The organism is Vibrio ulleungensis (assembly GCF_016900875.1).
Classification (GTDB): domain Bacteria; phylum Pseudomonadota; class Gammaproteobacteria; order Enterobacterales; family Vibrionaceae; genus Vibrio; species Vibrio ulleungensis.
This window is the reverse complement of the sequence record NZ_JAFEUM010000001.1, coordinates 545,719-559,168: the sequence shown is the minus strand read 5'-3', so window position 1 is coordinate 559,168 and position 13,450 is coordinate 545,719. Positions and strand designations below refer to the sequence as shown.

The window sequence follows — 13,450 nt, the reverse complement described above, 5'->3', positions numbered from 1 at the left end:
AGTGATAACTTGACAGGCTGAGAGTATAACGAGATTAAAACTATTGATAATTAGGCGCGTGGTTGAATCAGTTTTAAGTTTTGCTAGATAATCAGGCAGTATCAATGCTCGCCTATACGGAAACGCCCAAAGTTATTAGCTTTGGGCGTTTCTTCTAACCAACTTGGTTACGACAAACCGAGCTTTAAAGTGTCATATGCAGAATTGGAAAAGGTTTTCCCATATCATCAAGTGGTGAGCGCGAAACAACTTTGAACCCCATATGCTCGTAGAAGCCCACGGCCTCTTATTGAATATTCGCATGGTCGTTGGCTCACCATTATTAAGAAGAAGCTCAACTCTCGAAAATCGAAAATATGCGATGTCCTGTGGCAGGCCGTACTTAGAGTAATCAAAACTAATGACTATAGAATCGTCACTCAATTGTGATGCTCTCACCAAAGATAGGTCATAGCTATTTGCATAGTTTCTAAGACGATACTCTGTTTTGGTAAACCTCTCTATTTCTGCGATAACATTCGCACCACCAACTAATTGTTCAGGACAATACCGATTTAAAGGTCAATATTGACCTTTAAATCGGTATCTTTTACTAGGAACACCGTTGACTCACGAACCTCTTCTCCGAATTGCCAACGGCGACTGGCATGCTCGACTAAGTGCTCGCCTTGTAATAAGGAAGTCATGGCAAGCTTGGGGGATGCTTTCATCGATTCCACAATGAGAAAATACTTCTTTCCCAGTGACTACTTCACGATCAAACACTTTGTTGTTCGTTGAACTAGCAGCGAATGACATATTGGAGAGGAAAAATAACGGGAAGAGCACAAGTGCACTCAATTTACTAAGGGTATTCATATCACATTGAACCTTAGTCTTTGGCAATATTCGAGACCTTTTGACTACAACCATTTTCTTAACTCGCAAACTCTCCTCTGTTCACGACAAAATTGACCAATCGAAAACCACACTGCGTTAGAAGCAACTAGGACACTAAACACACTCTCTCGGCGACTCCCTAGCAAACAGCATTGTTAGTTTTGGTAAGTTCTAAACAAGGTGGCTCACCTCGGAGAGCCACCTCACTGGGTACTAGGCATGCAGCACTATGATTAATACCATTGGTATAGCATTTGATCTATCAGTTCTGTCGCCGATCTTTATTTGATCGCTTGGACAATTGCTCTAGCCATCGACTCTTCTTGGTTTTCACCATCACCCGTTGAGAACCACGCAACAACGGTGTCTGTTGAAGGTGAAATATAAACACCTTGGCCACCGACTCCAGCTTTATACATGTCGCCTTCGGAAGTTACTGCATCCCACTGATAGCGGTTACTGATGTTACCTGCATCGTCTGCAAAGTTTTTAGTCAGTTTTTTACCTAAGTAGCCATCAGGGTACTGATCGAGGTATTTACGGTCGTGGATCTTCGCCATAATTTCATCAGAAACGATTTCTTCGCCCGCAATTTGCTCAACGCTTGGGGTAAATGCCATACCAAATCGAGCTAGGTCACGAAGAGTAGAGTTCACACCCATAAAACCAAGAGTATTACCTGCTGGGCTGCTCACGTAGTAAGCGTCGTGCTCCATACCTAGCTTGCTCCAGATGCGCTCTGCAAAAAGCTCTGACAATGGTTTGCCAGACACATGCTCTACAATGCGGTTGATTACAAACGTGTTAATAGAGTTGTATTCAAACAGTTGATGGCCCGGAGTTTTGCGCTCCATTGAAGTCAAAACATCTACCCAGCTTTCGTCACGGCCGCGCACGTCAGGTGCCATGCTTACCATGTCGGTTGCGGCCCAACGGAACCAGATTTGGTCAGGGTTTGTACGTGAATCTGGTGTCGGCTCATCGTGCTCTGTGCCGTTTAGGCCAGAAGCCATATCCAAAGATTCTTCAACCTTTACTGTATCCCAAACCGAACCTTTTAACTCTGGAAGGTAGTGGCTGACAGGTTTTTGTACATCAATTTTGCCTTCTTGTTCAAGCATCGCCAGAACCGTAGAGCCTGTTACTTTTGATACTGACATCCACAAATGTTTGTCTTGTGGGCGCATAGTTTTGTAACGCTCAAATACGATTTTGCCATCTTTAACCACGACCATTGCGTCAATCGGTTTGGTTTCAAAGTGCTCATCTACTGAGATTTCCTTTTCAGAGCGGTAGTTCATGTATTTAACATCGTTGATGTCTGCATTGATCGCATAAGGAAGTTCAGAAACTTCACCACTACGTGGCACTTGAACCGTTGGGTAAAACTTAGACATGTTTACCCAAGCAAACTCAGTTTCAGCAGAAGGAAACTGAATTTTCACTTTGTTTTCAGGTTGATTAAAGAACGCGCTAATGGCGTTAATTTCGTCGACCGTGCGTGACGTACTTAGTTCGCTTGTCTGTGCTAATGTTGGACCATTTGGGTTGATTTCAGTTTCTGCAAACACAGCTGAAGAAAATACCAACGCACTGCCTAGTGCGATTGCTGATGATAATTTATTTAGGTTAAAAGTTTTCATAATTGCTCCTATGAGGAGAGACGCCCATTTTCATAACATCTCATTTCTCATGTTGGTTAATTAAATAGATGCTTAAAATTGATAATCGATTGCGAAGATCAAACGGTGGTTATCACGACTATCTGATATCGAACGATCGTAAGTGGTGTAGTTGTATTCTACCCCTAACACGAGGTTTTCACGTGCCGTCCACTTCAGGTTTGCCAAGGCAAATTCAGTTTGCGTGAATGTATCTGCTTGCCATTCAAATTCATCGGCTTGCCATACCCCATAGCTAAACGTCGACTTAAGAGTGTCTGTCCACGAATGGCCTATCGCACCCCACAGCGATTGCGATTCACGAAGATGGAACTCGCCTGTTTCTTGAGTAAAGAGTGGTCCAGTTTGGCTAGTACCCAACACATATCGGTCATTGCCGCGACTGTTGTAATACGCCAATTGGAAATGATCTTTTTCGTTGAGCTTGATGCCACCAGATAGATGGACAGCCCAACCATTGTCACTATAGGTATCATTGCTACGCACATCTTTAGTCGTAATGTGATTCACGACGCCAGACAATCTAAGCCAATAGTGATCGGTGTTTTGCTGAACACCCACAATGAAATCAGGATAATCTGAGGTATTGTCGAGCACAGTGTCTGTGTCTTCAGTTGTGACACGATTTGAGCCGCTTTCTAATGCCACATCATAACGAAACGTTCCAAATGACTGTGACCAACGAACCATTGGTTGACGGGTAAAGACCACCCCGCTCAATGTTGGCTCTAACAATGAATCTGGGAAACGGTTCAGATCCATCAATGTCGACCATGTTTGGCCAACAAGCAGTGAGCCATTGCCGATTCGCCAATTTACATAGGCTTCGCGCATGCGCAGATCCATTTTGCCGCTATTCGTGCCATTGAAGTCGAAAGACACGAAGGATTTAAGTGACTCATCGCCTTCAAGTTCAGTTTGGGTCCCAAAGTTCAGGCGCGTCAGTGTTGTATCAATCGCGATGTTTGCGTCATCACTTTTGCCCAGTAGTCCATTTGGAAGGTTGTTATTCCCCATACCGGACACATCACTATCCGCAATCAGCGCTCCAACAATCTTGCCTGAAAGGTCCATACTAGTGCGATCTGTCACCTCAAAAGAGTTTGCCAACGCAGAAGTCGAAAGACCGACTGACGCAGTGATTCCCATCGCTATGAGACTCTTTTTAAGCATCGGATTTTGTTGATTCATACCATGACACTCGATAAAAATAGGTTTTGCGAGATGTACGAGGCCCTTCTTCGTTTTTGTGAAGAAACTCATTACATCGATTAAAAGTGTTTTTAGATGCCCTCCCCGAATGAGGAGGGCTTACAAGTTATTTGTCAGCGAGCTGTTTAGCTGCTTCGCGTAGGTAACCTGGAACCAAGTCTGGTGTTAGGTAGACCGGAGAGGTAGAGAAGGCTACACCCACAACATCACGTGCTGGGTCGACATAGATGCTTTGATATAGGTTGCCATGTTTAAACAGCGCACCATCTTCCCAAGCCGCATCCCATTGGTGCGTATTGTAGATTGGCATATCTTTACCAAATGACGCTTTAACCCATGAGTGGTCCGTAAAATCACCCGCCATGTAAGCCTCGTGGTTACCTCCTTTTTGCATTTTCTCAAGCACTTCGTTTGAAACAACTTGCTCTTTAGCAACTTTGTCCCAGCTAGGAGTAAATAGCAGACCGTAACGAGCTAAATCGTCTAAACGGCTATTCACGGTACCGTATGCCATAGCGTGACCGGCTGGTGTCACATTAATTTGTGCAGATGCGCGAGCACCAATTTTAGACCAAATACGCTCTTCAAATACCTCGGTATATGGTTGCTGTGTGATGTTTTCAATCGCAACACCAAGCACTTTGGTAACTGTTGAGCTGTAGCGTGCCACTTCACCAGATGGTTCTCCTTCAAGAGGAAGTACATCGCGCAGTACTTTCATCTCGTCTTCAATCACACCATCAGCATTAACAACATTGAAGTCGGCTGACAGCATACGTTGGAATACCGAGCGTGGATTTAGGGTATTTTCTGCGTTTTCACTGATGTCCAAACCAGAAGCCATGTTCATCGCATCAAGCATGATGACATTATCCCACTCAGTACCTTTTAACTCAGGTACGTACTCAGTGACCGACTTAGACATATCAACCTTGCCTTCCACTTCTAGCATGGTTAACAGTGTACCCACTGATGATTTTGCTACTGACGCCCAGATGTGAGAGTCTTCTGGGTTCATGCCAGGAAACGCTTCATAGACCACTTCACCACCTTTCAGGATCATGATGCCTTGTACGCGTGTTTTCTCATCGTGAATGTATTGTTCCATTGAAACCGACTCGCTGCCGTCACCCATAGTAAAGGTAAGATCGTTAAGAGAATCGTTGATGTTGCGTTTTAAAACACTTACTTCACCGTGCGGCATCGCCAATTCTGCTGGCAAGAACTTCGTCATGTTCAGAGTGTAGTAAAGAGCGTGGTCACCCCCCATCTGCATGTGGAAGTTACCAAAAGCGGCATTGGCTTCATCAATAAACGTTTTGTCAAATCCTTCTTTAACTTGAGTAACAGGGATGTTTGGTTTTGCACCTGGTACAGCCAGCGCTTTCTCAAGTGGTGACTCTGCTACTGCTGCACCCGCAGTAAGCGTAGTTGCAACAAGAAGTGCGATGTTACGTAGTTTAAATGTAGTTTTCATAATAGTTACCCGTCTAAATTTGATTAAGCTTAACGCTGATATCAGGCTGAATTAGAAGTAAAATTTGTAGTTTGCCCATACCACGGTGTCGTTGACTTTTTCATCAACGAAACTGTTTTTGACCGTTGTGTTTGTGTTGGTGATTTTGATTTGGCCCCAACGCGTTTTGTCGTTACTTAGCGGTGTCGACATTAGGAAGTTGGTATTCAAAACAGACATATCGACATCACCTGACAGGTAGTTGTACTCAGGGTACAAGCCGAAATACGTGCCGTCGTCGCCAGCGGTATAGAACATGTATAGAGCAGCTGAACCACCGACTGCTTTTTCGTCAGTGATGTTAGCCATAGCTTTCACGTCATCAGAGAACTCACCACCTAGCACGCCAACACGAGGGAAAATGTTTAGACCTTTCACACCGGAGTTAATGGCCAAAGTCACACCCGGAGACGCTGAGGTAAAGAGAGCGTTGTCCAATACATCCAATGACGCTGCCACTTTGGGTACAAATGAGTTTTGCGTGGTCATCACGTGGAAGTACTGAAGACGACTGTCAGTGTAGTTGCCTTGATTATCGATGGCTGCTTCCACAGTCATCATGCCAGTCTGGCCATTGTCAAACGTCATGTCACCAGAGATAGAAGCTTTAAAGCCACCTTTATTGCTCATACCTACGTATGCTGACGTGTTTGTCTCGGTTAGATCTGAAGGATCAGGTGCTTTTTCTGCTGCAAAAGCGGGTAGTGATGTTGCTAGAGCAAGCAGTACCGCGATTGATTTCGTATTTGTCATCGTCAAATCTCATAGTTATCGATGTAAGTAATACAAAATCCGTTTGTAAGACCTTCAGCAGAAAGCACTGCGCTTTATGACTGAAGCTAAAGTTCCTTTCGATGACGGCTATATTAAGTGACTTGACAACATTTACAGAGGTCATTTACGGACATTAAACAGGTCACAAAAGGACATTAACTGATGATTTTAGGTAAGTGGTAAAAGATGAAAGGGAGAGTCTCAAGTTGAAAATGGGGATGTGGGCGCTGAGTTATCCACTTGCACCCTCTCTGAAGGCTAGTCTCAATTGGGCGGGCGTGCTTCCACTCATCGTCTTAATTGCACGGTTGAAATTTGAGACATCTTTGTAACCCATTTGATAGGCGATGTTGCTCACGGGTTCGTCAGTGTCGCGAATCAGCTGTTCACTGCGTTCAAGTACCGCACTCTTTTTAATCTCTTTGAATGAGGTGTCGTGATCTTTGAAATAGCGATAGAGAGTTTTACTTGTCACACCAAATAAAGCGGCTAGCCAATCCAAGGTAAAGTGTGGCAAATGACAGTAGCTCTCAGCGAGTAGACGAACTTCACTAATATCTCTGGACTTCAATGAGCGGTTGGTCATGGCTTCAAGTGCATCTACGCCCGTCAGTTCCATACTCATGAACGGTTGTCCATAGCGAATATTGGTATCCGGCAGTAGAATATCACCGTACTTTTTGCCTTGATGTTCTTCTGTTAGAGCGTTCAAGCGTGATGGCACCCAGTCTTGACCTAGCCACTGGCGACATATCTGAAGTAACAGTGCTACACGAAACCACTCATTAATTTGCGAGCCGGGGTAAGATGGCTTAAGTGCGCCGCGATGGCACCAACACCACGCACCTGAAATCTGTTCGAGCCAGTAATTATTCTGTCGACTCCAGCGGTGTTCATTGGTCATTAAGGATTGCAAAATCGCCTTAAACGATTGCTCCTTAGCAATAACCCCCCACCGCCCCTCAACAACACTTTTGCCAACTGTTTTGCCAACCACGAGAGGCATCTCTGTATCGCAAAAAGCCGACATTTTATTAAGAAACAAGCAATAACTTGTTACTGGGATCCATGCTTCAGCTTTGGGCTTATCAGTAGGTAGATCGAACTCTTCCGCAACTCCTCGCCACTGAATACCGTGACTTTCGAAGTAAGGAATGAAATACCACATAGATTCAGCAGACGTCAGAATTAAGTTGTCATGTAATCGGCGCATTTTTCATTTTAACAGTGTTGTTGTCTTCCTATTAGAATAGTCTACGAATGCATTGGGTTTCAATCATGCAACTGTGCCTATATACAGATATGTGTTTAATCCAAATATGAGTTCGCGCAATTGGCTTGCAGTTGTACACAACTTGAGCATACTCAGTCTGCTGGGCAATACATCTTGACTAGAAACCGTGAACAATGAAAGTGCTGAGCTCATGGCACCAACTTGTCCCATAAATCTGCAAAAGCCTGCTGACCGATAATTTTTATTAACGTTTTCTGTGTTCTAAACACACAATGGGGCATAAATGAGCTAGAGTTAAGCGGGCTAGAACGTCTCTGGACAGAGGTTTGTTAGGGTAATTAATTAAATTAGGAAGGTGCAGATTAGGATTAGTATGAGAAAACCTCTAATCTAGTGGTCAAATTTGGTTGACCACTAGATGGAGACTCTTATCTTATCAATTTCAGATTTCTATCACTAGAGACTCAGTACTTCATCAAATATTACTAAAGTAGAGTTCAGTTTACTGAATTGTGTGTTGCCTAATACAACGTCACTCCATTCTTCGTGCGATAACTCTACGGTTACACCTTCGTTAAGTTTCGAACCAACTTGGATAATTCCATTGCGTAATTCAATACTAAATACAGCATCACTATCTGTCATTTTCAGATTGAACATTGAGTGTAACCCTTCAGCTTTACGCGTATCAACGAGGTAGCGAATGTACTCGACATTAGATTCAATGGGTGAATTCGCGAGTTTTTCTTTATCCATTGCTCCCATCATTTGGCTTAAAGTTGCAAAGTTTTCAATTTCTAGTTCTCCTAACGATAGTTTCCCTTCATGGAGTAAAGCTTCTGATATATAAAACCCACGTGCATTTGCAGAGCTAGTACGCTGCCCCAGAGCGCGGGCCGCTTCAGCGCGAAGCTGTTTTATTGCAGCATTATCTGATTCCACTTCTAATAATTGGGAAGTTAGGTAGAGTGACCACTGCCAACCTTCTATGGTTTGTTTACTATTTGAAGATTGCACCATCTTGGTTGCTTCTTCGACACCTCCAATACTATCGATATACATGGTTGCAAATTCATTGGTACGGAGCGGGTTAATATCGTAAACGTCCCAACCATTCCATCCAACAATGCCGTTATAGACTTGTTTTACATGACTTTCTACTTGTCCATAGGTTTCTTTATCCTTTCTTATGTCTAGCGGCATATACACAAATTCAGCCGCTCCTTGTGCGTCCTTTCCTAAACTAATAGCCCTAATGGTTTGGTCGTGAATTAACTGCATAGAATCACGGAAACCATGGATCGAAGTTAATGCATCTTCCCTAGTAGTATTTGCCCCACCATGAATATCAACGTGATAGTTAAAATCGTATTCTAGAAGCAAATCAGCCGCATCAACTAGGCGAATAGGATCACGGTATCGATCACCTCGTAAGGTATACAAATTAAAAATACTACTGCCACCGTTGATAGCATTTGTCACCATCAAGCTTTTCTCGGGAAAGTAATACGCCACGCTATCGGTCACATCAGTTGGGCTTGGTAACACAATTACTTCCGTGCCTGCTATCTGGTGAGTCTCAATCTCATTATGAGTAAACGTGATATCTGGTGACAAGTAGCCCTTTTCACCAGACAGCTTGTCTAAAGAGAAGCCCAATTGATTTGGAAAAGCGTCTGGACCACTTTCAGGATGAAGCATACCAAACTGAATCATCGCTCTAGCATTAAAGTTGCCTGCTAGTGGACTCACACCGTTGTCGGCGAACAAATGTTTTTCCATCCATTCATGAGCATAGACTTTAGTCTCTTCGCCCTGCCATGCTGCTGAACCAAAAACATAGTGAGAGTGAGTGTACAAAATCGCTTGTACGTCTAGTGTTTCATTTAGCACATTCTCCAGTGCTGCACGCTGTTCTTTGGCAACAGTAACACTGTCGCCAGTATCAACAATAATCCAACCTTCCGGTGCGTGGACAGCAATGATATTACCAATTCCCCACCCTCCAATTCGATAAACACCCTCAGTTATTTGCGTAACGGACTTTTTGTCCACGTTCCACTCTTTATCAACGTTCGCCGCAGGTGTAGTCGTTATAACTCCATTTTTCATCAATATAGGTTCATAGTTTAAAGATAGGTTGTATTGGTCTGCCACTGCAAAAAAAGAAGTTGTGAGTAATAAACTGCTGCCAAAGAGTTTTCTGTACATATTTAAAGCCTTCTGTGTTGGACATGACATCATTTAAGTCGTGTTTTGTTGTGTTAGTTAAATCCATTTATCCAACTTAAGTCGATGAATTAGAGAAAGTCATATGTGCTAATTCATACTGCCCAATACTGCAAAAACAATCGTCAAATATGCATTTCTCTAATTCATAGCTTTAAAACTTTCACGTCATTACTTTACTCATTAAATGGCTCCCAAGGAGTTGGCTGCTTTCTCACTTATTCGTTGATGGACTCAGACGAATTATGTGTCGATCTACGGCTAAAGCTAACATCGCACCCAAATTTAGCCTTAATTTACTGAGGTACTAGGTTATGCCTAAAACACATAGGTTTAAAAAAACAGCACCGCGGAGAAAATGGTTTTCTGCTGAGTTTCATTTTTATGCAAAGCGGCTCTTCACAGGGTCAATATTCGCATCCCTTTTGCTCTTTCTTTCCTACATTCTTTCCAAACTAGGTCGTGTGCATGGCACAGATTTACCTGAAGAGCATTTTATAAATGGCTACCCTTCTATCATTCAACTCATTGACTCACAGTACTTTCTAGGGGCCATTGCCTGTGCAACTATTTTGATCACCATTTATGTCTTATCTCTATTTTGGAAACTGCATGAAATAGCGGTTCATAAAGCTCAATCAATGGCTTCTGCGCATACTCAAATAGTATTCGCTCTATCTTTGTGTGGTCTTTTTATTGACAAAATGTGGTGGGTACTCGCAATCATTGTTGCCTTCACGCGCTGGGACTTAGTGTCACGCTCTTTCTCTCAGATTATTAGCACTGGTATTAACCCGAATAAAGAGCCGCAGGGTCATACTCAACCGGAGCCAAAATTATGAAAGAGATCATGCTCCCCTACATGTTAATTTGCTGGTTATTGGTAAAAACAGGCGTTGTAAGTTGGACGCTACGTAATGCTGTAGCCATGGTGGGTATAGGGTTGGTTTTAAGCTCGATCTTATTTTCTGCACATCGTTTTTTCTCGCCAGCCGATTTAACAAATAGTACTACGGTAAAAGCCCCCCATGCGGTTTTAAGCCCATTAGTCGGACAGGAGGTGCAGGAAGTCATGATTCATCACAACCAATTGGTTACAAAAGGTGATTTACTTTACTCGCTTAAATCCAAGGATACTGGGGCTCAAATACAAGGTTTAAACGCACAAAAATCCGCTGCTGAAGCAGAAATCGTCGCGTTAAGACATCAAATTAAAAATGATGAAAGAACGCTAGAACGATTAAACAAATTGAGTCAGTTTGCCAATGAATCACAAAGAGATGACGTGCGAACACGCATTGATTCAAACATAGCAAAAGTGGCTTCCGTATTTGCTCAAATAAAGTCCATTGAAGCTCAAATTGTAACCGCTGAGTGGCAGAATGATCGTCGCGAAATTCGAGCTCCGTTTGATGGACAAGTGTCAACGGTTAATATTACTGAAGGCACTCGTGTAGGTAATATGCACCTGTATGATATCAACAAAAAATTCGTTGAAATGCGCATCGCAGACCAGACGTATAAGAGAATTAAACCAGGGCAATTTGCGGAGTTTTATGTCAATGCTTACCCTGGTGAGATATTCAGAGGTCGAGTACATAGCGTTACGCCGGGTACTGGTGAAGCGCACCTTTCTGTTGTGAATGGCGACCAGCATGTAAGGCAGCACATGGTGAACAATTCAACTAATCACGGGCGAACAGTGATTATAGAATTTGATGAACCCGAGGGGTATGCGATTCCGATCGGCTCGACAGGCTCGGGATGGATATCCGCAGAAAAGCCACACTCTTTGTTAGGTTTTATGGACATTATTGGCGCCGCTACAGTTAGGATTAATGCTTACAAGGCGTTCTTGTTCGCCATTTGACCATTTCAATTAGCTCAGTCCCCATTTCAAAGGGGGCTGAGTTTCTACCGCTTCAAAACTAAATTTTTGCAATTAAGCGAATTCCAAATATGCATTTCTCTAATTCATAGCGCCTAATAACGATGAACTTTATCGTTGTTACATAAACAGCAACTAAGGGATAAGTCGCTACGTTCACCCACACTCTCGATAACGGATATTAGCGAGCAGTGGGCAAATTAGAGGCTCATCATGCTCAAATCATTCAAGCAAGAATACAAAATGCTCATTGGTATCTTAGCCATTCTATTTTTTAAGTTAGTTGGTGATAATTTACTTGCAAGCGGAATGTCGACCGTTTCGTATGTGATCCTCACCGGCGTACTTTTCTATGTTGTCATGACAGCGATTTTTTCTGTTGTTCGTCACTCTGACGCCTTAGCCATTAAACTTGGCGACCCCATGGGCACGTTGATTCTTACTCTATCAGTGGTATTACTAGAAGTGATTATGGTCTCTTCCGTTATGTTAACGGGAGATTCTAACCCAGTACTTGCGCGCGATACGATGTTTGCCGTGGTCATGGCAGTGCTCAATGGTTTTGTGGGTATTACACTTCTTATTGGTGGGCTTAAATATCATACTCAAACGTACAACTTAGATGGTATCAAAGCCTATTTAGTTGCCATCATCCCTCTAGCAATGCTTTGTCTAGTGCTACCTAACTTCACCAGTACTGACGCATTCGGCAACATGTCTTTATCTATGACTTGGACATTGGTTATTGCCTCTGTGGCACTGTATGCCGTGTTTTTGTTTGTCCAAACTCGAAGCCATACTCACTTTTTCATTGATTCTGAAAACAAAGATGATCATGAGCACCATGGGCCACTACAAAGTAATCTGTTCCATACCATTATGCTTGTGGCTTACTTACTTGTCGTTATTTTGTTGGCTAAAAGTCTAGCTCTACCTATCAACGATGGTATTACCGAAATGGGTGCACCTGCTGCACTGGGTGGGTTAATTGTTGCCCTAATTATCCTTGCTCCTGAAGCCGTTGGTGCGATAAAAGCTGCAATTACCAATCAACTCCAACGAGCGATGAACCTGTTCTTCGGGTCTGTTCTAGCGACAATCGCACTTACGGTTCCTGCTGTACTGTTAATTTCTGATGTGATGAATGAACCTATTCAACTGGGGCTTGCTCCTGCAGAGATGGTACTTCTTGTTGCCACACTAATGATGACAAGTGTCAGCTTTAGTAGTGGTCGAACAAACTCACTTAATGGCGCTACTCACCTTATCTTGTTCTTCGCTTACATCATCTTGATGTTTGATTAACCAGCCTTACTACGTGTCCAAGTTTATCAACTAAACCTGAGCATCCAAAAATGGAGTTTCATTATGCAAGAAATCCTTTCAGCCATATGGGTTCAAGACTTTAATGCATTGTTACAAGTAAATTCACTTCATATCTTACTTTTACTATTAGGCATAGTTCTATTTCTAGAGTCTAGTTTCGTGTTTCTTCCATTACCTGGCGACGGGCTGGTTCTTTTCGTTGGCGGATTAATCGGTATAGGTGCAATTGAGTTTTCTCATGCTCTGATTCTATTGTCATCTGCGGCATTTACCGGGTCGATAGTTGCTTACCTACAAGGACGTTGGTTACAAGGCACCTCTTTTATCAAACGGACAGAAAGAACCTTACCTGACGATGCTTTAGCAAAAACAAAGCGATTGCTTTCTAAATATGGATTTCTCGCATTGTTTGTCTCTCGATTTATTCCATTCGTCAGGGTTTTAACACCAATGCTGATGGGAATATCTAAATTGAATCTACTACGAACCGTCGTGACGAGTTTAACCAGCGCAATTACATGGGTGCTGACGCTACTCCTTACAGGGAAGTATTTAATGAGACACCCCTTTATTGCAGATCATCAAGACATGATCACGAAGTGGTTTTTAATCGGTAGTTTCTTACTCATGCTCAGCGCATTCATTGCTCTGTTCATTCGATTTTTCCGTGCGAAGAACAATCCACAGCATCTTGCATAGCCTTTATAACA

At 42.9% G+C, this 13,450-nt stretch carries 11 protein-coding genes and 1 pseudogene; 4 read left to right on the top strand and 8 right to left on the bottom strand.

Translation table 11 applies throughout. The features are described from left to right. Positions 1-184: 184 nt before the first annotated feature. From JQC93_RS02665 to JQC93_RS02630, 8 genes and pseudogenes are all read right to left on the bottom strand, one after another. A pseudogene (locus JQC93_RS02665) lies at positions 185-286 on the bottom strand (GNAT family N-acetyltransferase); the annotation flags it as partial. 268 nt (positions 287-554) lie between these two features. After that, a complete protein-coding gene (locus JQC93_RS02660) occupies positions 555-710 on the bottom strand; it encodes a hypothetical protein (RefSeq protein ID WP_205156908.1) in 156 nt (51 codons plus the stop codon). 450 nt (positions 711-1,160) lie between these two features. Next, positions 1,161-2,522 (bottom strand): serine hydrolase domain-containing protein, encoded by a 1,362-nt coding sequence (locus tag JQC93_RS02655; RefSeq protein ID WP_205156907.1) that lies wholly within the window; start codon positions 2,520-2,522, stop codon positions 1,161-1,163. A gap of 72 nt (positions 2,523-2,594) precedes the next feature. Further along, entirely contained in the window at positions 2,595-3,752 is a 1,158-nt protein-coding gene (locus JQC93_RS02650; protein WP_236009253.1) for a DcaP family trimeric outer membrane transporter, read from the bottom strand. A 127-nt stretch (positions 3,753-3,879) separates the two neighbouring features. Further along, entirely contained in the window at positions 3,880-5,250 is a 1,371-nt protein-coding gene (locus tag JQC93_RS02645; protein ID WP_205156906.1) for a serine hydrolase domain-containing protein, read from the bottom strand. 51 nt (positions 5,251-5,301) lie between these two features. Further along, positions 5,302-6,042 (bottom strand): hypothetical protein, encoded by a 741-nt coding sequence (locus tag JQC93_RS02640; RefSeq protein ID WP_205156905.1) that lies wholly within the window; start codon positions 6,040-6,042, stop codon positions 5,302-5,304. A 253-nt stretch (positions 6,043-6,295) separates the two neighbouring features. After that, positions 6,296-7,276, bottom strand: coding sequence for a helix-turn-helix domain-containing protein (locus JQC93_RS02635; RefSeq protein WP_205156904.1), 981 nt, complete (start codon positions 7,274-7,276; stop codon positions 6,296-6,298). Positions 7,277-7,753: 477 nt separating this feature from the next. After that, a complete protein-coding gene (locus tag JQC93_RS02630; RefSeq protein WP_205156903.1) occupies positions 7,754-9,508 on the bottom strand; it encodes an alkyl sulfatase dimerization domain-containing protein in 1,755 nt (584 codons plus the stop codon). 482 nt (positions 9,509-9,990) lie between these two features. On the opposite strand from JQC93_RS02630, the gene JQC93_RS02625 reads away from it, so the two are divergent. The 4 genes from JQC93_RS02625 to JQC93_RS02610 all read left to right on the top strand — a co-directional run bounded on the left by JQC93_RS02625 (position 9,991) and on the right by JQC93_RS02610 (position 13,439). Further along, the gene (locus JQC93_RS02625) at positions 9,991-10,368 is read left to right on the top strand and encodes a magnesium transporter (RefSeq protein WP_408068580.1); all 378 of its coding nucleotides are present in this window, start codon (positions 9,991-9,993) and stop codon (positions 10,366-10,368) included. Beyond that, a complete protein-coding gene (locus JQC93_RS02620; RefSeq protein WP_205156902.1) occupies positions 10,365-11,396 on the top strand; it encodes an HlyD family secretion protein in 1,032 nt (343 codons plus the stop codon). The genes JQC93_RS02625 and JQC93_RS02620 overlap by 4 nt, the downstream gene beginning before the upstream one ends. Positions 11,397-11,627: 231 nt before the next feature. Beyond that, positions 11,628-12,719: a calcium:proton antiporter gene (locus tag JQC93_RS02615; RefSeq protein WP_205156901.1), complete on the top strand. Its 1,092-nt coding sequence runs from the start codon at positions 11,628-11,630 to the stop codon at positions 12,717-12,719. A 63-nt stretch (positions 12,720-12,782) separates the two neighbouring features. Continuing rightward, positions 12,783-13,439 carry a DedA family protein gene (locus JQC93_RS02610; RefSeq protein ID WP_205156900.1) on the top strand — a complete coding sequence of 219 codons (657 nt, stop codon included), beginning with the start codon at positions 12,783-12,785 and terminating at the stop codon, positions 13,437-13,439. Positions 13,440-13,450: the final 11 nt, after the last annotated feature.

What these genes read in the sequence shown, in the direction of transcription:
- JQC93_RS02660 (WP_205156908.1), bottom strand. Translation starts at nt 710, where the DNA reads ATGAAAGCATCCCCCAAGCTTGCCATGACTTCCTTATTACAAGGCGAG.
- JQC93_RS02630 (WP_205156903.1), bottom strand. Translation starts at nt 9,508, where the DNA reads ATGTACAGAAAACTCTTTGGCAGCAGTTTATTACTCACAACTTCTTTT.
- JQC93_RS02635 (WP_205156904.1), bottom strand. Translation starts at nt 7,276, where the DNA reads ATGCGCCGATTACATGACAACTTAATTCTGACGTCTGCTGAATCTATG.
- JQC93_RS02640 (WP_205156905.1), bottom strand. Translation starts at nt 6,042, where the DNA reads ATGACAAATACGAAATCAATCGCGGTACTGCTTGCTCTAGCAACATCA.
- JQC93_RS02655 (WP_205156907.1), bottom strand. Translation starts at nt 2,522, where the DNA reads ATGAAAACTTTTAACCTAAATAAATTATCATCAGCAATCGCACTAGGC.
- JQC93_RS02610 (WP_205156900.1), top strand. Translation starts at nt 12,783, where the DNA reads ATGCAAGAAATCCTTTCAGCCATATGGGTTCAAGACTTTAATGCATTG.
- JQC93_RS02620 (WP_205156902.1), top strand. Translation starts at nt 10,365, where the DNA reads ATGAAAGAGATCATGCTCCCCTACATGTTAATTTGCTGGTTATTGGTA.
- JQC93_RS02645 (WP_205156906.1), bottom strand. Translation starts at nt 5,250, where the DNA reads ATGAAAACTACATTTAAACTACGTAACATCGCACTTCTTGTTGCAACT.
- JQC93_RS02650 (WP_236009253.1), bottom strand. Translation starts at nt 3,752, where the DNA reads ATGAATCAACAAAATCCGATGCTTAAAAAGAGTCTCATAGCGATGGGA.
- JQC93_RS02615 (WP_205156901.1), top strand. Translation starts at nt 11,628, where the DNA reads ATGCTCAAATCATTCAAGCAAGAATACAAAATGCTCATTGGTATCTTA.